Annotated in this window: 16 protein-coding genes and 1 riboswitch; of the genes, 6 read left to right on the top strand and 10 right to left on the bottom strand. The window is 71.5% G+C overall.

Annotated elements, in window-relative coordinates:
* Positions 1-52: 52 nt before the first annotated feature.
* Positions 53-183, bottom strand: a riboswitch (FMN riboswitch).
* A gap of 304 nt (positions 184-487) precedes the next feature.
* Together IE264_RS36190 and IE264_RS36185 are read left to right on the top strand one after the other, a co-directional pair.
* Complete coding sequence (locus IE264_RS36190) at positions 488-2,851, top strand: chitinase C-terminal domain-containing protein (RefSeq protein ID WP_015607327.1); 2,364 nt, start codon at positions 488-490, stop codon at positions 2,849-2,851.
* Between the two features lie 127 nt (positions 2,852-2,978).
* On the top strand, positions 2,979-3,725 hold the full coding sequence (locus IE264_RS36185) for an SDR family oxidoreductase (protein ID WP_032760514.1): 747 nt from the start codon (positions 2,979-2,981) through the stop codon (positions 3,723-3,725).
* Positions 3,726-3,844: 119 nt separating this feature from the next.
* On the opposite strand, the gene IE264_RS36180 is transcribed toward IE264_RS36185, so the two are convergent.
* On the bottom strand, positions 3,845-5,026 hold the full coding sequence (locus IE264_RS36180) for an ROK family transcriptional regulator (RefSeq protein WP_032760511.1): 1,182 nt from the start codon (positions 5,024-5,026) through the stop codon (positions 3,845-3,847).
* A gap of 170 nt (positions 5,027-5,196) precedes the next feature.
* Here IE264_RS36180 and IE264_RS36175 point away from each other — a divergent pair, with 170 nt between their 5' ends.
* Together IE264_RS36175 and IE264_RS36170 are read left to right on the top strand one after the other, a co-directional pair.
* Positions 5,197-6,423 carry an MFS transporter gene (locus IE264_RS36175; RefSeq protein WP_032760508.1) on the top strand — a complete coding sequence of 409 codons (1,227 nt, stop codon included), beginning with the start codon at positions 5,197-5,199 and terminating at the stop codon, positions 6,421-6,423.
* A gap of 139 nt (positions 6,424-6,562) precedes the next feature.
* Entirely contained in the window at positions 6,563-7,969 is a 1,407-nt protein-coding gene (locus tag IE264_RS36170; RefSeq protein ID WP_032760506.1) for a uracil-xanthine permease family protein, read from the top strand.
* Positions 7,970-8,040: 71 nt separating this feature from the next.
* On the opposite strand, the gene IE264_RS36165 is transcribed toward IE264_RS36170, so the two are convergent.
* Positions 8,041-9,243, bottom strand: coding sequence for a glycoside hydrolase family 6 protein (locus tag IE264_RS36165; protein WP_032760505.1), 1,203 nt, complete (start codon positions 9,241-9,243; stop codon positions 8,041-8,043).
* 96 nt (positions 9,244-9,339) lie between these two features.
* On the opposite strand from IE264_RS36165, the gene IE264_RS36160 reads away from it, so the two are divergent.
* Positions 9,340-10,008 carry a DUF5995 family protein gene (locus IE264_RS36160; protein WP_032760502.1) on the top strand — a complete coding sequence of 223 codons (669 nt, stop codon included), beginning with the start codon at positions 9,340-9,342 and terminating at the stop codon, positions 10,006-10,008.
* 37 nt (positions 10,009-10,045) lie between these two features.
* Here the strand turns inward: IE264_RS36160 and IE264_RS36155 are convergent, their stop codons facing one another.
* The 5 genes from IE264_RS36155 to IE264_RS36135 all read right to left on the bottom strand — a co-directional run bounded on the left by IE264_RS36155 (position 10,046) and on the right by IE264_RS36135 (position 16,559).
* Positions 10,046-11,740 (bottom strand): flavin monoamine oxidase family protein, encoded by a 1,695-nt coding sequence (locus IE264_RS36155; RefSeq protein ID WP_015607334.1) that lies wholly within the window; start codon positions 11,738-11,740, stop codon positions 10,046-10,048.
* A 55-nt stretch (positions 11,741-11,795) separates the two neighbouring features.
* Positions 11,796-12,593: a carbon-nitrogen hydrolase family protein gene (locus tag IE264_RS36150; protein WP_032760500.1), complete on the bottom strand. Its 798-nt coding sequence runs from the start codon at positions 12,591-12,593 to the stop codon at positions 11,796-11,798.
* Positions 12,594-12,811: 218 nt separating this feature from the next.
* A complete protein-coding gene (locus tag IE264_RS36145) occupies positions 12,812-13,270 on the bottom strand; it encodes an Lrp/AsnC family transcriptional regulator (RefSeq protein ID WP_015607336.1) in 459 nt (152 codons plus the stop codon).
* Between the two features lie 163 nt (positions 13,271-13,433).
* On the bottom strand, positions 13,434-14,891 hold the full coding sequence (locus IE264_RS36140; protein ID WP_015607337.1) for an aldehyde dehydrogenase family protein: 1,458 nt from the start codon (positions 14,889-14,891) through the stop codon (positions 13,434-13,436).
* Between the two features lie 201 nt (positions 14,892-15,092).
* Positions 15,093-16,559, bottom strand: a complete 1,467-nt coding sequence (locus IE264_RS36135; RefSeq protein ID WP_031127656.1) for a GuaB1 family IMP dehydrogenase-related protein — start codon at positions 16,557-16,559, stop codon at positions 15,093-15,095.
* A 319-nt stretch (positions 16,560-16,878) separates the two neighbouring features.
* Here IE264_RS36135 and IE264_RS36130 point away from each other — a divergent pair, with 319 nt between their 5' ends.
* A complete protein-coding gene (locus IE264_RS36130) occupies positions 16,879-17,946 on the top strand; it encodes a terpene synthase family protein (RefSeq protein ID WP_032760498.1) in 1,068 nt (355 codons plus the stop codon).
* A gap of 88 nt (positions 17,947-18,034) precedes the next feature.
* On the opposite strand, the gene IE264_RS36125 is transcribed toward IE264_RS36130, so the two are convergent.
* From IE264_RS36125 to IE264_RS36115, 3 genes are all read right to left on the bottom strand, one after another.
* A complete protein-coding gene (locus IE264_RS36125) occupies positions 18,035-19,030 on the bottom strand; it encodes a sugar-binding transcriptional regulator (RefSeq protein WP_031127654.1) in 996 nt (331 codons plus the stop codon).
* Between the two features lie 133 nt (positions 19,031-19,163).
* Positions 19,164-19,847 (bottom strand): ribulose-phosphate 3-epimerase, encoded by a 684-nt coding sequence (gene rpe / locus IE264_RS36120; protein ID WP_015607341.1) that lies wholly within the window; start codon positions 19,845-19,847, stop codon positions 19,164-19,166.
* A 148-nt stretch (positions 19,848-19,995) separates the two neighbouring features.
* Entirely contained in the window at positions 19,996-21,429 is a 1,434-nt protein-coding gene (locus IE264_RS36115; RefSeq protein ID WP_032760497.1) for an RsmB/NOP family class I SAM-dependent RNA methyltransferase, read from the bottom strand.
* Positions 21,430-21,458: the final 29 nt, after the last annotated feature.

Genomic DNA, 21,458 nt, shown 5'->3' with positions numbered 1-21,458 from the left:
CGGCGAATCCCGGCCATGCGTCCGCCTACGGCGGCGTACCGATGAAGAACCGCCGCGCACTGCCTCCCATCCGGACTTTAACCGTCGGTCCAGGAATCCCACCTGGTCAACCGGCCGCTGGCTGCGGACGGGTCGCGGACTATAACCGCCGGTTCGGAATTGCACCGACCCCGGAGTGCGCTGCTACTGGTACGGAACCAGTCTGCCACGGACGCTCCTCGGCCATGCGGGTGAGCGCTGTGGGCTGGGTCACAGATCACCTGGCGCAGACCGCCCAGAGGAAACCCGACAAGTGGGCGACAACGTAGTCATTCAGAAAGTTGAGCGCTAAAGGTCCAGACCTATTGACGCACTGGTCTAGTCCTCTTAATCTCTGCGTCACCTCCGAGGTTCGGTCCCACGGTGTGCGCACACCGGGACCCCGACACGACCCATCCCCTTTTTTTGCCAGTTGTGTTCTGCCGACCTCCCCAGGAGGAACGTCCACATGCTGTCCCCCACCAGAGCGAGAGCCTCGCTGCTCGCCGCCGGCGCCGCTGTCGCCGGCCTGCTGATGACCTCCCTCGCCGCCACCCCGTCGGCCGCCGCCGTCGACCAGGAGTCCTGTCGCCCCGACGGGCTCTACAAGACCCCCGGTGTCGACGTCCCCTACTGCTCCGTCTACGACGGTGAAGGACGCGAGAAGATGGGCGCGGACCACAAGCGCCGCGTCATCGGTTACTTCACCAACTGGCGTACCGGCAAGGACGGCAAGGACGCCTACCTGGTCCCGAACATCCCCTGGGACAAGGTCACGCACCTCAACTACGCCTTCGCGCACGTCGACAGCTCCAACAAGCTCTCGGTCGGCCCCGACAGCGCCGACAACGCCTCCACCGGGATGACCTGGCCCGGTGTCGCAGGCGCCGAGATGGACCCGACGCTCCCCTACAAGGGGCACTTCAACCTGCTGACCAAGTACAAGAAGCAGCACCCGGACGTGAAGACCCTCGTCTCCGTGGGCGGCTGGGCCGAGACCGGCGGCTACTTCGGCCCCGACGGCGAGCGCGTCAACTCCGGCGGCTTCTACTCGATGGCGACCAACGCCGACGGCTCGGTCAACCAGACCGGCATCAACACCTTCGCCGACTCCGCCGTCACCTTCATCAAGAAGTACGGCTTCAACGGTGTCGACATCGACTACGAGTACGCCACGTCCATGAAGGACGCGGGCAACCCCATGGACCACACGCTGGCCAACGGCCGCCGCGCCGGTCTGGTCAAGGGCTACGACGCCCTGATGAAGACCCTGCGCGAGAAGCTCGACCGCGCGGGCGCCGCCGACGGCAAGCACTACCTGCTGACCGTCGCCGCCCCCTCCTCCGGCTACCTGCTGCGGGGCATGGAGACGTACCAGATGCAGAAGTACCTGGACTACGTCAACATCATGTCCTACGACCTGCACGGCGCCTGGAACGAGTACGTCGGTCCGAACGCCCAGCTGTTCGACGACGGCAAGGACAACGAGCTGGCGCAGGCGGGCGTGTACTCGACCTCGCAGTACGGCGGGGTCGGCTACCTCAACACCGACTGGGCCTACCACTACTTCCGCGGCTCGATGCCGGCCGGCCGGATCAACATCGGCCTGCCGTACTACACCCGCGGCTTCAAGAACGTCCAGGGCGGCACCGACGGCCTGTGGGGCAAGGCCGCCACGACCACCTGTCCGGCGGGCGCGGGGCTGACCAAGTGCGGTGACGGCGCGGTCGGCATCGACAACCTGTGGCACGACAAGGACACCAACGGCCAGGAGTCGCCGGCCGGTTCCAACCCGATGTGGCACGCGAAGAACCTGGAGAAGGGCATCGTCGGCGACTACCTCACCGACTACGGCTTCCCCGCCAACACCCAGCTGACCGGCACCTACGTCCGCAAGTACGACTCGACGCTGGTCGCCCCGTGGCTGTGGAACGCCCAGAAGAAGGTCTTCCTCTCCACCGAGGACGAGCAGTCCGTCAAGACCAAGGCCGACTACGTGGTCGACAAGGGCATCGGCGGCACGATGATCTGGGAGCTGGCGGGCGACTACCAGTGGAACGCCGCCAAGGGCCAGTACGAGACCGGCAACACGCTGACCACGGCGATGTACGACGCGTTCAAGTCGGCCACCCCGTACGGCGCGAAGCGCTCCACGGTCGACCTGCCGGCCCAGGCCGTCGACATCGACGTCTCGTTCAACCAGTTCGCCCTCGGTGACTCCAACTACCCGATCAGCCCCAAGCTGAAGATCACCAACCGCACCAAGGCCACGCTGCCCGGCGGTACGGAGTTCCAGTTCGACTACTCCACCTCCGCCCCGGCCAACGCCAAGGACCAGTCCGGCTTCGGTACGTCGATCATCCGCAGCGACCACACGGCGGCCAACAACGTCGGCGGGCTCAAGGGCCCCTACAACAGGGTCTCCCTGAAGCTCCCGGCCTGGCAGACCGTGGCCCCCGGCGCCTCGGTGGAGCTGGACTTCGTCTACTACCTGCCGACCTCCACGCCGTCCAACTGGACCGTGACCTTCGGCGGCAAGTCCTACTCCCTCGCCGGCGACCTGGCCCGTGGCACCACCCTGGTCGAGCCCGGCACCGGCACGAACCCGACGCCGACGCCGACCCCGGACCCGACCGGCCCCACTCCGACGCCGACCCCGACGCAGCCGGGCGGCACCTGCTCGGCCCCGGCGTGGGTCGCGACCACCGAGTACGGCGGCGGCTCCACCGTCAGCCAGGACGGCCACCAGTGGAAGGCCTCGTGGTGGACGAAGGGCGAGAAGCCCGGCACCACGGGCGAGTGGGGCGTCTGGAAGGACCTCGGCGCCTGCTAGCTCCTGTACGGGGGTGAGCGCATCGCCCCTGTGAACTCCTCGCACCACACGTGAAGCCCCGGCGTCCCCGGCCGGGGCTTCACGCGCTCCTGCCGCGACCGGATCCCGCCTCTGGCAGGCTGGCCCCATGACGACGATTCTGGTCACCGGCGCCACCGGAACGCTCGGCCGTCAGGTCGCCGAACGGCTGCGCGGCCAAGGCGCCGATGTACGCGGTCTCAGCCGGCGCTCCCCGTCGTACGCCGTCGACCTGCGCGACGGCAGGGGGCTGGACGCGGCGGTCGACGGGGTGGACGCGATCATCCACTGCGCCAGCGCGCCGCGCGGCGGCGACGACCGGGCGGCGGGGTTCCTCATCGAGGCCGCGAAGCGGGCCCGGGTGCCCCATCTGGTCTACATCTCGATCGTGGGCGTGGACCGGGTGCCGCTCGGCTACTACACGGTCAAGCACCGGGTCGAGCGGATGATCGAGGACTCCGGGATCGGCGCGACGATCCAGCGGACCACCCAGTTCCACGACCTGGTCCTGTCCGTCGTCTCCGGCGCGGCGAAGCTCCCCGTGCTGCCGGTGCCCGCCGGGGTGTCGGTCCAGCCCGTCGACAGCGGCGAGGTCGCCGGCCGGCTGGCCGCCCTGGCCGCCGGTCCGCCGGCGGGCCGGGTGCCGGACATGGGCGGGCCCGAGGTCCGGGAGCTGACCGGCCTGGCCGCGGCCTACCTCCGGGCGACGGGACGCAAGCGGCGGGTGGTGCCGGTGCGGCTGGCGGGGAAGGCGTACGCGGCGTACCGGAGCGGCGGCCATCTGAGCCCGGAGCACGCGGTGGGGACCGTGACGTTCGAGGAGTTCCTGGCCCGGCACCACCGCCGTACGGGCTGAGCACCACACGGCGGTCCGGTGGGGCGGGTCGGCCTCCCCCGGTGCGAACAGGGGGCAGGTGAGCCTCCCGGTGCGAACTGGGGGTGGGTAGGCCTCCCGGCCCGAACAGCGGGGCCGGGTCAGCCCCCCGGTGCGAACAGCGCCTCCTGTGCCGCGTCCCGGGCCGCGATCAGCGCCCCGCGCAGTACGGCCCCGTCCCCCAGCGAGCCCGCCCGGACCTCGGTGCGCAGCGGTGACATCAGGGCGAGGCGCTCCTCCACCCGGGCGGCGAGCGGGGGCCCGCCGGCCTCACCGACCGCGCCCGCCAGGAGTACGCAGCCGGGGTCCAGGACCGAGACGACGGCCGCGGCCCCGAGGGCGAGGCGGTCGGCCAGCTCGTTCAGGAACGGCTCCCCGCGCTCCCCCGCCGCAAGGGCGGTGCGCACGGCCGCCACGGCGGTCGCCTCCTGGGCCGTGTCCGGGGGAGGCTCGATGCCGTGCCGGGCGGCGAGTTCGCAGAGGGCGGCCGAGCCGGCCAGGGAGTAGAAGCCACCCTCGCAGTCGACGGCCGAGGGCAGTCCGGCCACCCCGGGCACCGGCAGGAAGCCGATCTCCCCCGCGCCCCCGGAGGCGCCCTGCCGCAGCTTGCCGTCGAGCATCACGGCGGCCCCGATGCCCTGGCCCAGCCAGATCAGGACGAAGGTCTCGCGGTCGAGGGCGGCCCCGGCCCGGTGTTCCGCGACGGCGGCGAGGTTGGTCTCGTTCTCGACGAGCACGGTCGCCGGCAGCCGCTGCTGGAGGACCCGGACCAGGCCCCGGTGCCAGGCGGGCAGGCCGGAGCTGTCGCGCAGTTCGCCGGTGACCGGGTCGATCAGACCCGGGGCCCCGATGCCGACGCTGTGCAGCGGTACGGACCCCGCCCGACGGGCCGTGCGCTCCAGGAGGGCGACGGCCTGCTCGACGGCGGGCCCGGTCCCGGCGTCGCCGGTGATGGGCAGGGTGGCCTCCGCGAGCGTGGCCCCCAGCAGATCGGCGACCACCACGGAGACGCTTCCGGTGCGCACGTCGAGGGCGGCGAGATGGGCCCGGTCGGCGACGATCCCGTACAGCTTCGCGTTGGGGCCCCGGCGGACCGCGCCCGACTCGCCGACGACATGGATCAGCCCGGCGCCCTGGAGCCGCTCGACCAGGTCGGCGACGGTGGGGCGGGAGAGTCCGGTGAGGGTCTTGAGCTGGGTGGCCGTCAACGGGCCGTCCTGCTGCAGCAGTCGCAGGGCGAGCCGGTCGTTGATGGCCCGAGCCGTGCTCGGTGATGCGGGCATACCGGGATCCTTCCAGACCACTGCGGAGCCTCTTTCCCGGGTCGGCGGCAAGCGCTTCCCGAAAGAACTATTTATCAGGCAGGGTTCCTGATAGTTTACGCGACGCAATGGGGAGCGGGAGCGCCGGGACAGGCCTGCGCACCGGATTCCTCAGGGGAGGGCACAACCGCATGACGAAGGAACCGACCGCCGCGGTCTACAGCACGGAGCAGGTGAAGCGGGCCAGGGTCGCCGTCGCCACCGTCTTCGCGGTGCACGGGGCGGTGACCGGCAGCTTCGCGACCCGGGTGCCCTGGATCCAGGACCACGCCGGGGTGAGCGCCGGCCAGCTCGGCCTCGCGCTGGCCTTCCCGGCGATCGGCGCCTCGATCACGATGCCGCTGGCGGGCCGGATCAGCCACCGCTTCGGCGCGCGGACCGCCCTGCGCGGACTGCTCGCCCTGTGGACGCTGGCGCTGATCCTGCCCGCACTGGCGCCGAACCTGCTGACGCTGTGCGCCGTCCTCTTCGTCTACGGGGCCACAGCAGGGATGTCCGACGTGGCGATGAACGCCCTCGGCGTGGAGGTGGAGAACCGTCTCGACAAGTCGATCATGTCGGGGCTGCACGGGATGTGGAGCGTGGGCGCGCTGATCGGTTCGGCGGCGGGCACGGTCGCCGCCCACATCGGCGCCGACGCCCGCCTCCACCACACGCTCGCCGCGCTGGTGCTGACGGCGCTGGGGCTGCTCGCCTGCCGGGGCGTGCTGGATCTGCGCAGCGAACCGGACGAGGAGCCGCCGCCGCGCTTCACCCTGCCGCCGAAGTCGGCGCTGATCATCGGGGCCGTCGGGTTCTGCGCGGTGTTCGCGGAGGGCGCCAGCCTCGACTGGTCGGCGGTCTACCTGCGGGACATCCTGGGCAGCTCGGACGGGGTCGCGGCCGCCTCCACCACGGCCTTCGCCCTGACGATGGCGGTGGCGCGGCTGGCCGGGGACCGGATCGTGGACCGGTTCGGCGCGGTGCGGACCGTACGGGCGGGAGGGGTGCTGGCCACCACGGGCGGGCTGCTGGTGGTGTTCTCGCCCGCTCCGGCGGCGGCGATGTGCGGCTTCGGGCTGCTGGGCCTCGGTGTGGCGGTCGTCGTGCCGCTGGCCTTCGCGGCGGCCGGGCGCAGCGGGCCGAACCCGAGCCAGGCCATCGCTGGCGTCGCGACCATCACGTACACCTCGGGTCTGATCGCCCCCTCGGCGATCGGTTCGCTGGCGGAGGCGACCTCGCTGGTGGTGTCCTTCGGCGTGGTGACCGCGCTGGCGTTCGGCCTGGTGCTGGGCGCCGGGGTGCTGCGGGCGGGCGACCGGAAGGTCACCGGCTCGGCGGTGGGCGGTGTGCCGGCGAAGAGCCCGTCGGGGAGCTGAGCCCTGGACGCGGCGGGAGGCCTCCGCGAGGTGGCCGCACGCCGCACCACTACCATGGCGCTGATCTTTTCCGCAGGTGAACACCGATTACCGGGTCGCAGACCGGCCGGCACACCGAGCAGACCTTCAGGGAGCAACCATGAGCCTCGGCGTGCGCTGGACCTTGCACGGCGACGGGAAGACCCCCGCGCCCGGGGCGGTGGTGCGCCCCGACGAGCGGCTCTCCTGGCCCCGTACCTTCGGCCTCGGCGCACAGCACGTGGTCGCGATGTTCGGGGCGTCGTTCGTCGCTCCGGTCCTGATGGGTCTGGACCCGAACCTCGCGATCATGATGTCCGGGGTCGCGACCGCGATCTTCCTGCTGGCCACCAAGGGCCGGGTGCCCAGCTATCTGGGGTGCTCGCTCTCCTTCGTCGGGGTCGCGGCCACCATCCGGGCGAGCGGCGGTGACAGCGCGACCGTCACGGGCGCGGTGCTGGTGGTCGGCGCGGCGCTGTTCCTGGTGGGCCTCGCGGTGCAGCGGTTCGGCGCGCGGATCATCCACGCGGCGATGCCGCCCGTGGTGACCGGCGCGGTCGTGATGCTCATCGGCTTCAACCTGGCGCCGGTGACCGCCTCGACGTACTGGCCGCAGGACCAGTGGACCGCGCTGCTGGTGATGCTCTTCACCGGGCTGGCCGTGGTGTGCCTGCGCGGCTTCCTCTCCCGGATCGCGATCTTCCTGGGGCTGGTCTTCGGCTATCTGCTCTCCTGGGTGCTGGACCTGGTGTTCGGGAAGATCCACTCCCCGGCGGGCGGAGCGGCGGCCGTCGACCACTGGCGCCTGGACCTGTCGGGCGTGGGCGCTGCGGACTGGATCGGCCTGCCGTCCTTCCACGCCCCGGCCTTCGAGTGGTCCGCGATCCTGGTCGCCCTGCCCGTGGTGATCGCGCTGGTCGCGGAGAACGCGGGGCACGTGAAGGCCGTCGGCGAGATGACCGGCGACTCGCTGGACGACAAGCTCGGCACCGCCATCGCGGCGGACGGCGCCGCGTCGATGCTCTCCACCGCCGTGGGCGGCCCGCCCAACACCACGTACTCCGAGAACATCGGCGTGATGGCCGCGACCCGCGTCTACTCCACGGCCGCCTACTGGGCTGCGGCCTGCTTCGCCCTGCTCTTCGGCCTCTGCCCCAAGTTCGGCGCGGTCGTCGCGGCGATCCCGGGCGGGGTGCTCGGCGGGATCACCGTGATCCTGTACGGGATGATCGGCCTGCTCGGTGCGCAGATCTGGCTCAACGGCCGGGTGGACCTGCGCAATCCGCTCAACCTCGTCCCGGCCGCCGCGGGCATCATCATCGGCGTCGGCGGGGTCAGCCTGAAGATCGGCGACAACTTCGAGCTGGGCGGCATCGCGCTCGGCACCCTCGTCGTGATCACCGGCTACCACGTGCTGCGCGCCTTCGCCCCGGCGCACCTCAAGACCCAGGAACCACTGTTGGACTCCGGCACGTCGGCGTACGACGAGGAGTCCGGCGACACGGATCCCGGGCCCGGGAAGTCCTGAACCGGACGCAGGACCGGCGGGCCCTCGACGGCCTCATGCGGGACCGGCAGGCCCTCGACGGCCTCACGGGGTCAGCCGGTTGCCAGTCCGTGGGCGTACTCCGGGGAGAAGGCACCCGGCGCGGCCGAGCAGCCGTCGGACTCCCCCGGCAGCTTCACCCACAGGTACGCGTCGATCCGGTCCTCGCCGGTCCGCGTCGTGGGGGTCTGCCCCAGCGCCCGGCCCTCGGGGTCGCACCACTGGCCGGGCGGGGGCGCGCCGTTGCCGTTGCGGCTGGTGTCGATGACGGCGCCGAGGTTGGAGGGGCCGCCGAGTGCGGCCAGCACCTGGCGGGCGTAGGCCCGCTCGTCGGCGGTGGTGCGGAAGTTGGCCACGTTGGTGAAGATGCCGTCGCCGCTGGTGGTCACCCCCGCAGCCCGGAGCGCGGCTGCCTGCTTCGGGGCGGGGTGCCAGCCGGAGTGGCCTCCGTCGAAGTAGACCCGGGCCTTGGGGTTGGCGGCGCGCAGGGTGGCTCCGGCGCGGGCCAGTGAGGCGAAGCGGGCCGCGCGAGCCTCGGCGGTGAGGCAGTCGGAGAGGGCGATGGCGTCCGGTTCCAGGATGACGATCGCCGGGCCCGCGCCGAGCCCCTCGGCGAACTCCCGTATCCAGGCGTCGTACGCCGCGCCGTCCGGCGCCCCGCCCTGCGAGGCGCCACCGCAGTCCCGGTCGGGTATGGCGTACGGGACGAGCACCGGGGTCCGCCCGGCGGCGGCCGCGCCCCGGGTGACGGCGCGGACCTCCGCGGCGACCTGCCCCGGGTTGTACTGCGCGAACCAGACCGCCGCCGGCTGCGCCGCGATCCGGGACTCAATCAGCGGGCGGCGAGGGTCGTCGGGGTTGGCCCGCACCCACTGGACGACCTGGGACCCCGGGTCGCGGAAGAGACTGTTCCTGGGGACCGGGGCGGGGGCCGCGGATGTCGCGGCGGGGGCGGCGCTCGTACGGGAGGCCTTGGGCCGCGGTGAGGGCGGCGGGGCCGTCGTGGGGACGGCGGAGGGGGACGCGGTCGGCGGCGCGGCGGTGGGCGTCGGGACCGCGGGCAGCGGCTGGAGGACCGGCGGAGGCGTCGGCTCCGGGACGGCCGTGGTCCGGCGCCCGTCCTGCCCGGCCTCGATCAGGCCGGCCGTGGCCCCGATCGCCACGACGGCCGACGCGACGGCCAGCAGGCCGTGCCTGCGGGCTCCCCGACGGCGTGCCCGGTGGGTGGTGCGGCGTTGTCCGTGTATGCCCGGCACTCCTCGAACCCCTTTTCCGGCACCGTCGTTCGTCCGTTCCGATGAACCTTCGGCCGGTCGGCACCGTGCCGAGCCTATGGCTGCCACGCTCCGCACATGGCGCAGATCGAACAGTTCGCGGAACCGGCCGGTCCCGGCACCCTCGTCGCGGAGGTGGACCCGGTGTTCGAACGGATGCGTGCGTTCCGCCACCGGTGGCCGCCCGGGGACGGTGTCGGGGTCTTCCACGAGGTCTGCCTGACGACCGCCCGGGAGACCGCCGGCACGCTGGAGGTGCGGCTCGCGGAGCGCTATCTGTCGGCCCTGGGTGCGGCGGAGGCGGGCGGGCGTCCGCCGGAGTGCCGGCGTCCGCTGTTCCAGTACCGGCACCACCCCGGCGTACGCCCGGTGCAGTTCGCTCTCGGCGGTCTCCATGCGCACATCGCTCACGACCTCGCCCTGGCCGTGGTGGACAGCTGTCGTACGCTCGGCTGCGCCCCGCCGGAGCTGGAAGGGGAGTACGAGCGGGTGGGTGATCTCCTCGCGCTCCTGGAGGAGCGGATCCACGACGAGCTGATGCCGGGCCCCGATCTGCTCCGGCTCGCGGACCCGCTGACCCATCTGGTGAGTTCCTGGAGCCTGGAGCGGGCCCGTGAGGCCGCCTGGTCGGCGGCCCGGGTGCTCTGGCGGCTGCGCGGATTCCCGTCGTCGGCCGAGGAGTTCCGGCAGCAGACCGACGCGGGCGCCGGGCTGGTGGTGCGCTTCCTGCTCACCCCGTGCCGCTGACGCCCGCGTACGTGTCCGGCCCTCCGGCTCGGTCCGTTCAGTCCTCCGGAAGCTCCACCGGAGCGATCTCGTCGAAGACGTCGCCGGGGCCCGGGTTGGTCGGGTCACTCGCCCCGCCGAACTGGTGCATGACGCCCCACACCGCGTTGAGCGCGGTCTGTACGGCGCCCTCGGCCCAGCCGGCCGTCCAGGAGATGTCGTCGCCCGCGAGGAACAGGCCCCGCTTGTCGGCGGGCAGCCGGTCCTGCATGAAGTGGGTGAACAGCCGCCGCTGGTAGCGGTAGTGGCCGGGCAGGTTCGCCTTGAACGCGCCCATGAAGTAGGGCTCGTTCTCCCAGGAGACGGTGACCGGGTTGCCGATGATGTGGCCGCGGATGTCGACGTTCGGGTAGATCTCCCCGAGCGACTTGAGCATGACCTCCATGCGCTCCTTCGGGGAGAGCGGCAGCCACTTCAGGCTGTCGTCGCACCACGTGTAGGAGAGGCAGATGACGGCGGGCTTGTCCGGCCCGTCGTCCAGGAGGTAGGTCCCCCGGGTCATCCGGTCGGTGAGCGTCATCGACATGGTGTCGCGGCCGGTGGTCTCGTCCTTGTCCAGCCAGAACGGCCGGTCGACCGGGACGAACAGCTTGGACGACTCCATGTAGTGGGTGCGCTCCATCGCCGTCCAGTGGTCGATCGGGAAGAGCGCGTCATCGCAGTCGATCTTGGAGAGCAGCAGCCAGGACTGGCCGGTGAAGACGGCGGCCCGGAAGGTGCGGATGTCGCCGGTGGCGTCGGTGACCGTGATGCGGTTGCCCGCGGTACGGGTCAGCCGGGTCACGGCGCCGCGCGGCTCGCCGCCGTGCAGGGAGGCCAGCGAGGTGCCCAGCGGCCAGTGGACGATCTTCTGCGGCTCGCGGTCCCACAGGCGCAGCGGGAGCTGCTGGCTGCCGCCGACGATGCCCCGGTGGTGGTCGTCGGCCTCGGTGTAGACGACCCGCAGGATCTCCAGGATGGAGTTGGGGAAGTCGGTGTCCCAGCCGCCGGTGCCGAAGCCGACCTGGCCGAAGATCTCGCGGTGCCGGAAGGACTTGAAGGCGTCGGAGGCACAGAGGAAGCCGTAGAAGGTCTGGTTGTCGAGCTGCTCGACGAGCTTGGCCCAGATCTCCCGGATGCGCGGTACGTCACGCTCGCGCAGCGCCCGGTTCATGTCGGAGAAGTCGGCGCCCTCCTCCAGACAGGCGTTCCAGGCGTCGGCCACATCGCGGTAGACCTGCGGCAGGTCGTCGATCGTCTCGGCGTAGTGCGACTCGCCCTTGAGGTCCACGACGGTCGAGGGCGTGGCCGGGGAGAGCGGGTTGGGGAAGGCCGAGGTCTCCAGGCCCACCAGGTCGATGTAGTGCTGGAGCGCCGTGGAGGACGGCGGGAAGCGCATCGCGCCCATCTCGGCGGTGAGCGAGGGGTCGCAGCCGTCGAAGCCGACGGTGCGCAGCCGCCCGCCGATCCGGTCCGCCTCGTAGACGACGGGCTTGAGGCCCATCTTCATCAGCTCGTACGCGGCGATGATGCCGGAGAGTCCGCCGCCGATGACGGCGACCTCCTGGCCGTGCTCGGTCGCCGGTATCTGGCCGAGGCCGGCCGGGTGGGCGAGGAAGTCGTCGTACGCGTACGGGAAGTCCGGCCCGAACATGGTGATCGGCGGGGCGGCCGCGTCGGTGTGCTGGACAGCGTTGGGCACCGTGGACGTCATGGGGTACGGACTCCTTGCGCGATGACTGAAGAGAGACGGTGTGGGGGTGGCGGGCTCAGCCGAGGGAGCCGTACAGACCGGGGCGGCGGTCGTGCAGGTAGGGGTTGGCGGCGCGGGACGCGGCCAGGAACTCCGGGTCCACCTCGCCGACGACGAGCTCCTCGCCGCGGCCGGCGCGGGTGCGCACGGTGCCGTCGGGGCCGGCCAGACAGCTGAGCCCGACGAACTCGAACTCGCCTTCCGGGCCGGTGCGGTTGACGTATGCCACGTACATCTGGCTCTCGAAGGCCCGTACGGGGATGACGGACTCGGCGACGAACTGGAACGGGTGCATCTGCGCGGTGGGCACCAGCAGCAGGTCGGTGCCGGCGAGGGCGTGCGCCCGGACGTTCTCCGGGAACTCGACGTCGTAACAGATCAGCAGCCCGATCCGGATGCCGTCCAGGTCGGCCTGGACGACGGCTCGCTCGCCGGGGGTGAACCACTCCTGCTCGAAGCAGCCGAAGAGGTGGGTCTTGCGGTAGTTCGCCAGCGACGCGCCGTCGGGGCCGATGAGCTGGGAGGCGTTGAAGATCCGCTCGCCGTCGCGCTCCGGGTACCCGTACAGGACGGCGAGGCCGTGGCGTACGGCGATCTCGGCGACGGCCCGCGCGCCGGGGCCGTCGACGGGCTCGGCCAGCTCGGGGACGGCGTCGCCGATGGCGTACCCGGTCAGGAACAGCTCGGGGGCGACCAGCAGCCGGGCGCCCGCCGCACCGGCGCGCGCGGCGGCCTCGTCCAGCGTCTTCAGGTTCTCGGCGACGGCACCGGGCCGGCCGGAGCTCTGGAGCAGGGCGGTACGCAACGGCGGCATGACTGACCTCGGGCGGTGCGGGCGGGGTGGGGAGACGTATCGAAGGTACGTGGCGCCCGAGGGCCCGGACAAGGCGCGAGTGTTGCGCACCGACCGTCGATTCGTTGCGCCGGAAGGGCCTGTGGCGGCGAAACGTTGCGTCGGGCATCACCGCAGGTCAGCGAGGTGATGTGGGCCACTGTTCCGGGCGCCCGGGCCGCCGGGGATCACGGCGTTCGCTAGGCGGGCGGGGCCTCCGCCGAGTACCGGCGCAGCAGCGGTGAGAGCACCAGTACGGACTTGGTACGCTCCACGTACGGCTCCCCCGCGATCCGCTCCAGCACCTGCTCGAAGTGGCGCATGTCGGCGGCGAAGACCTGGACCACCGCGTCCGCGTCGCCCGTGACGGTGGAGGCGGCGGCGATCTCCGGGTAGCGGGCGAGGCCCTGCTTGATCGCTTCCGGGGAGGTGTTGCGGCTGCAGTAGATCTCGATGAACCCCTCGGTCTCCCAGCCGAGCGCGGCCGGGTCGACGCGCACGGTGAAGCCCGTGATCGCGCCCTCGGCGCGGAGCCGGTCGACGCGCCGTTTCACGGCGGGGGCGGAGAGGCCGACGATCGCGCCGATGTCGGCGTAGGAGCGCCGGGCGTCTTCGGCGAGGGCGTGGACAATGCGTTCGTCCAGGTCGTTCAGGCGCACGTCGGGCGGTTCACTTCTCTGCGGTGGGTCTGGCCGGCGGGAGGCGGCGGGTGCCGCCTCCCGCAGTAGACCATGAGCCGCCGTCGTGGGCGCGCCCGGCGCAGTGGCAGTGGGTGGGCCCGTGCGTCAGGCAGTGGGTGGCCCGTGCGTCGGAACGGGAGGGTCAGAACGGGAACTGCGACCGGCCGTGCTGGACGGAGATCCACTTCTGCGTGGTGAAGGCCTCCACCATCGACTCGCCGTTCAGCCGGCCGAGGCCCGAGCTCTTCTCGCCGCCGAAGGGGACGATCGGCTCGTCGTGGACGGTGCCGTCGTTGATGTGGATCATGCCGGTGTGGATGCGCTGCCCGACCCGCACGCCGCGCTCGATGTTGGCGGTGTGGACGGCGCCGCTGAGCCCGTACGGGGTGTCGTTGGCGATGCGGACGGCCTCGTCCTCGCCGTCGAAGGGGACGAGCAGGGCGACCGGGCCGAAGATCTCCTGCTGGAGGACGGGCGAGTCGGGGGCGAGGCCGGTCAGGACGGAGGGGCTGACCAGGTTGCCGTCGGCGCGGCCGTGGAGCAGGGCGGTGGCACCGGCCTCGACGGTCTGGTCGACGAGCCGGGAGATGGACTCGGCCTGCGAGGAGTTGATCAGCGGGCCGATCTGGGTGGCGGGGTCGGCCGGGTCCCCGACGGTGAGGGAGGCGACCTTGGCGACGAACTTCTCGGTGAACTCCTCCTCGATCGCCCGGTCGACCAGGATCCGGTTGGCGGCCATGCAGACCTGGCCCTGGTGGACGTAGCGGCTGAAGACCGCCGCGTCGACCGCGTAGTCCACATCGGCGTCGTCCAGCACGATCAGGGCGCTGTTGCCGCCGAGTTCGAGGACGGCGCGCTTGAGGTTGGCGGCGCAGACCGTCGCGACGTGCCGGCCGACCTTGTCCGAGCCGGTGAAGGAGATGACCTGCGGTACGGGGTGCTCCAGCAGGGTGTCGCCGATCTCGGCGATATCGGTGACGACGACGTTGAGCAGTCCGGCGGGGAGCCCGGCGTCCTCGAAGACCTTGGCCAGCAGGGTGCCGCCGCAGATCGGGGTGTTCTGGTGCGGCTTGAGGACGACCGCGTTGCCCAGGGCGAGGGCGGGGGCGACGGACTTGAGGGAGAGCAGGAAGGGGAAGTTGAAGGGGCTGATGACACCGACGACCCCGACGGGCACCCGGTAGACGCGGTTCTCCTTGCCCTCGGTCGGGGAGGGGAGGATCTGGCCGGCCGGGCGCAGGGCGAGCTGGATGGCCTCGCGCAGGAACTCCTTGGCCAGGTGCAGCTCGAAGCCGGCCTTCAGGTGGGTGCCGCCGAGCTCGGCGACGATGGCCTCGGCGATCTGCGGCTCGCGCTCCTCGACGATGCGCAGCGCCTTCTCCAGAACGGTGCGCCGGGCGTACGGGTTGGTGTCGGCCCACGCCTGCTGGGCGCGCTCGGCGGCACGGTAGGCCTGGTCGACCTCTTCGGCGGTGGCGACGGGGATCGAGGCGAGCTTCTCGCCGTTGAAGGGGTTGAAGTCGATGATGTCCCAGGACCCCTTCCCCGGCCTCCACTCGCCGTCGATGTACTGATGGGCCAGGTCAGTGAAGAAGGACATGAGATCCCTTACCGCAGAGAGGGAGGCAGCTGATTGCGCTTCATATTACTTATGTTTCAACAGAGTTGAAGCGGGATCCCGGCCACCTCGGAAGGCCGTATACAAGGTGTCATACAACCCCTGATACAAGGCTCCGCATACGACACCGCCCCTCCCGGCAGGAATCACCGGAAGGGGCGGAGAAGTTACGAACCGGCAGGATCAACTCCAGCTGGCGTGCAGCGGCTTGCCCTCGGCGTAGCCGGCCGCGCTCTGGACACCGACGACCGCCTTCTCGGCGAACTCCTCCAGGGAGGCCGCACCCGCGTAGGTGCAGGAGGAGCGGACGCCCGCGATGATCGAGTCGATCAGGTCCTCGACGCCCGGACGGGTCGGGTCGAGGAACATCCGCGAGGTGGAGATGCCCTCCTCGAAGAGCGCCTTGCGGGCCCGGTCGTACGCGGACTCGTCCGACGTGCGGTTCTTCACGGCACGCGCGGAGGCCATCCCGAAGGACTCCTTGTAGTAACGGCCGTCGGCGGACTGCTGGAGGTCGCCGGGCGACTCGTACGTCCCCGCGAACCAGGAGCCGATCATCACGTTGGACGCGCCGGCGGCGAGCGCCATGGCGACATCGCGCGGGTGGCGGACGCCACCGTCCGCCCAGACGTGCTTGCCGTGCTTCTTCGCCTCGGCGGCGCACTCCAGGACGGCGGAGAACTGCGGCCGGCCGACACCGGTCATCATCCGGGTGGTGCACATGGCGCCGGGGCCGACGCCGACCTTGATGATGTCGGCTCCGGCCTCGATCAGGTCCCGCACGCCCTCGGCGGCGACGATGTTGCCCGCGACGATCGGCACCTGCGGGTCCAGCGCCCGTACGGCACGGACCGCGCTGATCATGGATTCCTGGTGGCCGTGGGCGGTGTCCACGACGAGCGTGTCGACGCCCGCGTCCAGGAGCTGCTTGGCCTTGCCCGCCACATCGCCGTTGATGCCGACGGCGGCCGCGATGCGCAGCCGGCCCTGGGCGTCGGTGGCGGGGGTGTAGAGGGTGGCGCGCAGGGCGGCCTTCCGGGTGAGGATGCCGACGAGCCGGCCGTCCTTGTCCACGGCGGGGGCGAGCTTGCGGTTGGCGCCGTCGAGCTTGTTGAACGCGTCGCGCGGGTCGATGTCCGCGTCCAGGAGCACCAGGTCCTTGGACATGACCTCGGAGAGCTGGGTGAAGCGGTCGACGCCGGTCAGGTCGTGGTCGGTGACGACGCCGACGGGGCGGCGGTCCTCGTCCACGACGACACCCGCGCCGTGCGCCCGCTTGGGCAGCAGGGACAGGGCGTCGGCGACGGTCTGGCCGGGGGCCAGCTCGATCGGGGTGTCCAGGACGAGGTGGCGCGTCTTGACCCAGGTGATGACGTCGGTGACGACCTCGATCGGGATGTCCTGGGGGATGACGACGAGCCCGCCGCGGCGGGCGATGGTTTCGGCCATCCGTCGTCCCGCGATGGCGGTCATGTTGGCGACCACGAGCGGGATGGTCGTCCCCGTGCCGTCGGGCGAGGAGAGGTCCACGGCCTGGCGGGAGCCGACGGCGGAGCGGCCCGGAACCATGAAGACGTCGTCGTACGTGAGGTCGTACGGAACCACGGAGGAGTCTGTGTAGCGACCGGTGCCCGGCTCAAGAAAGCGCATAACACTCATTTTTTCATACGAAACGGTGCAGGTCGTTTCCACGAAGACACAGCAAAAGACCCCCGCGTTCGTCTGTTCCTCCAAATGGCTCTTGGAGGCCTCCAGGGAGGCGGTCGGGGGGTCCCGGGCAAGTGGAACCTGCCTTACCCACAGACCCTACCCGAACGGGATTCGATTCATTCGTGATCACCATCCCTGGACCCGGTGACAAGGGGTCAGGTAGCTTCAAAGCCGCAGGTCTCGGGGGTGTCCGAGGTGCCGCTCCGGCACATCGGCAGCCTCGGCACACCGTTTGACCGGAGAGGATCCAGATCCGCCTGTGGACAGCGAACTGCCGGACATCTACTGCCCGTTCCCCCAGCGGACCAACCCGCACGTCGGGCACACACGCGGTCACCTGGCCACCTGGATCAGACAGACGGGTCTGGTGCACCGCGAGTCCGCGATGAACCGCTTCGAACAAGCCGATTTCGGCGCGTTCGTCGGCATGGTCTACCCGACGGCCGATCCTGAACACCTCGATCTGGTGGCCGACTGGTTCGTCTGGCTCTTCCTCGTCGACGACCAGCTCGACGACGGCCATCTCGGCCGCTCCCCCGAGCTGGTGCGCGCCGTGGTCGAGCGGATGCGCGCCGTCGTGGACGGCACCGCCCCCGGCCCCCTGCCCGGCGAGGAGCTGCCGGCCGCCGTGATCGCCCTGATGGACCTGTGGGAACGTACGACGCCGAACGCGGCGCCCCACTGGCGGACCCGGTTCGCCTGGCACCTGATCACCTACCTCACGACGGCCACCACCTGGGAGGCGGGCAACCGCGCGGACGACGTGGTGCCGTCCGAGGAGACGTACATCGCCAAGCGGCGGCACACCGGGGCCATCCACGTCTGCATGGACCTCATAGAGATCGTGACCGGCATCGAGGCCCCGGAGTCGCTGCACAACGACCCCCGGTTCATCACCGCCCTCGAAGCCTCCTGCAACCACGTGTGCTGGGCCAACGACGTGTACTCCTTCGAGAAGGAGCAGGTGCTCGGCGAGATCCACAACCTCGTCCACCTGGTCCGCCACCACCGGGGCTTCGGCGAGCAGCAGGCGCTGGACCATGTCGCGGAGCGGCTGGCACTGGAGACGGAGCGGTTCCTGACCGCCGAGGACGAGCTGCTGGAGCTGTATCCCGAGCTGACCGGTCTGCTGGTGCCCTATCTCGAAGGGATGCGCAGCTGGATGCGCGGGAACCTGGACTGGTCGCGCCAGACCCCGCGCTACAACCCGGCCGACGTGGGGCAGTACGAGGAGCCGCAGGAGTATCTGGAGGAGACCGTGCTGGGCATCGCGCCCGACCACGCGGAGGCCACGCCCTGCGCGGCGGAAGCCCCTCGTCAGGGCTGAGGCCGGGCGCAAGGTCCGAGGCCGTGACGGAAGGAGGCCGGGCACCCCTGGGGGTGCCCGGCCTCCTTGCGTCAGCTTCCGGTCCGGGTCACTCGCCGTCCGGGTCGGCCCGCTCCAGCGCCGGGCGGACTCCGGCCGCCGATTCGGTCAGCAGGTAGTCGGCTGCGGCGGTGTCCGTCACCAGGCTGGTGACCAGACCCGAGCGCAGTACGGCGCCGATCGCCGCCGCCTTGCGCAGGCCGCCCGCGATCGCCACCACCTCGGGGATCCGGCGCAGCCGGTCCGCCTCCACGGTGATGCAACGCTCCCCGAGGTCGCGGCCGACGCGGCGGCCGTCGGAGTCGAAGAGGTGCGCGGACATCTCGGCGGCGACGCCGAGGGAGGCGTAGTGGGCGCGCTCCTCGTCGGAGAGCATGTCGTGGACCGTGGAGATGCCCGGCTCCCAGGAGCCGATCGAGACCGCGGCGACCGTCACCTTGTCGAAGTACTCGAAGGCGCGGGCGATGCCCGTCTGCTCGCGCAGCGCGGCAGCCGTCGCCGGGTCGGGCAGCAGCATCGGGGCGTAGATGGGGTGGGCCTCGCCGCCGGAGACCTGGGCGGCCCGGCGGACCGCCTCGACGGAGCCGCGCTCGGCGGTGCCCGCGTCGTAGACACCGGTCAGCTGGACGACCGTGCACGGCGGGAGCCGGTCGAGCGCCGCCGCCATATGAATGGTGGAGCGGCCCCAGGCCAGGCCCAGCACATCGCCCTCGGCCACCAGCTCGCCGAGCAGGTCGGCCGCGACCTCGCCGAGGTTCTCCGGGTCGGGGGCGTCCTCCTGCTCCTCGGCCGGGGACTCGACGACGACCGCGTGGCGCAGCCCGTAGCGGGCCCGGAGCGCGTCGGAGCGTTCGGCGTCCAGCTCGGCCGGCACCCGGATCTCGATCCGTACGAGATCACGCTCCAGGGCCGTCTCCAGGACCCGGGCCACCTTGAAGCGGCTCACGCCGAACTCCTCGGCGATCTGGATCTTGGACTTGCCCTCCAGGTAGAACCGGCGGGCCATGGCCGCCGCCTGCACCAGCTCCGCGGGTCCCATCCGCATGGCTGACCGACCCGCCGAGATGCCAGACACCGCGATCTCCTCACTGCTGTTCACACGCCCCGATACGCCTTCATCCTGTCAGATCCGGCGATCCTTGATCGGCCCCGTCGGGCCGCGTTCATCTGCCCTTTGTTCAGTGGCCGCATGCCCAGGGCGCGGCGGCCGTGACCGCCTCGGCCTGCGCCCGCAGACCCCGCACCGCCGCTGCCGGGTCCTCGGCCCCGTACACCGCCGATCCCGCGACGAAGACATCGGCGCCCGCCTCGGCGCACCGCTCGATCGTGGAGGCGGAGACCCCGCCGTCGACCTGGAGCCAGAGTTCGAGGCCGTGCTTGCCGATCAGTTCCCGGGTGCGGCGGATCTTCGGGAGCATGATGTCCAGGAAGGCCTGGCCGCCGAAGCCCGGCTCGACCGTCATGATCAGCAGCATGTCGAGCTCGGGGAGCAGGTCCTCGTAGGGCTCGATCGGCGTCGCGGGCTTGAGCGCCATCGACGCCCGCGCACCCTTCGCCCGGATCTCCCGTGCGAGGCGCACCGGCGCCGCCGCGGCCTCCACATGGAAGGTGACCGAGCCGGCGCCCGCCTCGACGTACTGCGGGGCCCAGCGGTCCGGGTCCTCGATCATGAGGTGGCAGTCCAGCGGGGTGTCCGTGGCCTTGCCGAGCGCCTCGACGATCGGCACGCCGAGCGTCAGGTTGGGCACGAAGTGGTTGTCCATCACGTCGACATGGAGCCAGTCCGCGCCTTCGACGGCCTTCGCCTCCTCGGCGAGACGCGCGAAATCGGCGGACAGGATGCTGGGGTTGATCTGCGCCATGACCCAAGCCTGCCACGTTCCGCGCCGGTTCCCCGCCTCGGCGGTCGCCAAAGCCTCACCCGGCCATCACAGTTCGCACATTCTGCGCATTTTGCCTGCGCTTTACTGTTCTTTTGCTGTACGGGGAGGACCGTTGTCGCGGCGATATTCAGCCGGTCCTGCGCAGCAGAGCGAGATACATGGCGTCCGTCCCGTGCAGATGCGGCCAGAGCTGGACGTCGGGCCCCTCCCCCAGCGCGGGCACCCCGGGCATCAGCGGGCGGGCGTCGACCCATTCGGCCTCCACCGGCTCCCCGCCCCGGCCCTTCAGTACGTCCTCGACGACCACCCGGGTCTCCGCGAGGTGCGGCGAGCAGGTCGCGTAGCCGACTACGCCGCCGACCCGTACGGCCTTCAACGCCTCGCGCAGCAGCCCGCGCTGGAGCGGGGCGAAGCTCTCCAGATCCGCGGCGCGGCGCCGCCAACGGGCCTCCGGGCGGCGGCGCAGCGCGCCCAGACCGGAGCACGGCACGTCCATCAGGATGCGGTCGAAGGTGCCGGGCAGCCACGGCGGGCGGGTGCCGTCGGCGGTGACCACCTGGTACGGGCCCGGGTTGCCGGCGAGCGTCCGCTCCACCAGCCGGGCGCGGTGCGGCTGCTTCTCGGCGGCGAGGAGGGCGGCGCCCCGCTCGGCGGCGAGGGCGGCCAGCAGGGCGGCCTTGCCGCCCGGACCGGCGCAGCCGTCCAGCCAGCGGCTGTCACGGCCCTCCACGGGGGCGGCGGCGAGTGCGGCGGCCACCAGCTGGCTGCCCTCGTCCTGGACGCCCGCCCGGCCCTCCTGGACCGCAGTCAGGGCGCCCGGCTCGCCGCCCTCCGCCATCCGGACGGCATACGGCGACCAGCGGCCCGGCAGCGAGTTCTCGTCGCCGAGGGCCTTCTCCAGCTCATCGGTGGTGGAGCGGCCGGGGCGGGCCACCAGGGTCACCTCGGGCCGCTCGTTGTCGGCTTCCAGCAGGTCCTCGATGCCGGCGCGGCCCCCGCCCAGCGCGTCCCAGAGCGCCGAGACGATCCAGCGCGGGTGCGAGTGGACGATGGAGAGATGGTCCTCGGCGTCCTCCTCGTAGGAGGGCGCGACCTTCTCCACCCAGCCGTCCAGGTCGTGCGCGGAGACCTTGCGCAGCACCGCGTTGACGAACTTCGCGCGCCCCTCGCCCAGCACCACCCGGGCCAGCTCCACACTGGCGGAGACCGCCGCGTGGGTGGGGATGCGGGTGCCGAGCAACTGGTGGACGCCCATGTTGAGGACGTCCAGGACCGGCGGGTCGACCTCGCGGAGCGGCCGGTCGATGCAGGCCGCGACGATCGCGTCGTACGTGCCCTGGCGGCGCAGCGTGCCGTAGACCAGCTCGGTCGCCAGCGCCGCGTCCCGGCCGTCGAAGTCGCCCTTGGCGCGGGCCTTCTTCAGCAGCGGGGGCAGCACGAGGTTGGCGTACGCGTCCCGCTCGTCGACGGCCCGCAGCGCCTCGAAGGCGAGGAACCGGACGGGGTCCTTCTGGGGGCGGCGGTGGGGCTTGGCAGGACGGCGACGCGGCTGGTCGTTCACGTGAAAGGTGCTCCGCAGATGGTGAGAGG

The organism is Streptomyces microflavus (assembly GCF_014650075.1).
Classification (GTDB): Bacteria; Actinomycetota; Actinomycetes; order Streptomycetales; family Streptomycetaceae; genus Streptomyces; species Streptomyces microflavus.
The sequence above is the reverse complement of the archived record's forward strand: the minus strand, read 5'-3'. Positions and strand labels throughout refer to the sequence as shown.

Coding starts and splice junctions, on each gene's coding strand:
- rpe (WP_015607341.1), bottom strand. CDS start 19,847: ATGGCGCAGATCAACCCCAGCATCCTGTCCGCCGATTTCGCGCGTCTC.
- IE264_RS36190 (WP_015607327.1), top strand. CDS start 488: ATGCTGTCCCCCACCAGAGCGAGAGCCTCGCTGCTCGCCGCCGGCGCC.
- IE264_RS36125 (WP_031127654.1), bottom strand. CDS start 19,030: ATGCGGATGGGACCCGCGGAGCTGGTGCAGGCGGCGGCCATGGCCCGC.
- IE264_RS36175 (WP_032760508.1), top strand. CDS start 5,197: ATGACGAAGGAACCGACCGCCGCGGTCTACAGCACGGAGCAGGTGAAG.
- IE264_RS36155 (WP_015607334.1), bottom strand. CDS start 11,740: ATGACGTCCACGGTGCCCAACGCTGTCCAGCACACCGACGCGGCCGCC.
- IE264_RS36140 (WP_015607337.1), bottom strand. CDS start 14,891: ATGTCCTTCTTCACTGACCTGGCCCATCAGTACATCGACGGCGAGTGG.
- IE264_RS36150 (WP_032760500.1), bottom strand. CDS start 12,593: ATGCCGCCGTTGCGTACCGCCCTGCTCCAGAGCTCCGGCCGGCCCGGT.
- IE264_RS36135 (WP_031127656.1), bottom strand. CDS start 16,559: ATGCGCTTTCTTGAGCCGGGCACCGGTCGCTACACAGACTCCTCCGTG.
- IE264_RS36180 (WP_032760511.1), bottom strand. CDS start 5,026: ATGCCCGCATCACCGAGCACGGCTCGGGCCATCAACGACCGGCTCGCC.
- IE264_RS36170 (WP_032760506.1), top strand. CDS start 6,563: ATGAGCCTCGGCGTGCGCTGGACCTTGCACGGCGACGGGAAGACCCCC.
- IE264_RS36160 (WP_032760502.1), top strand. CDS start 9,340: ATGGCGCAGATCGAACAGTTCGCGGAACCGGCCGGTCCCGGCACCCTC.
- IE264_RS36185 (WP_032760514.1), top strand. CDS start 2,979: ATGACGACGATTCTGGTCACCGGCGCCACCGGAACGCTCGGCCGTCAG.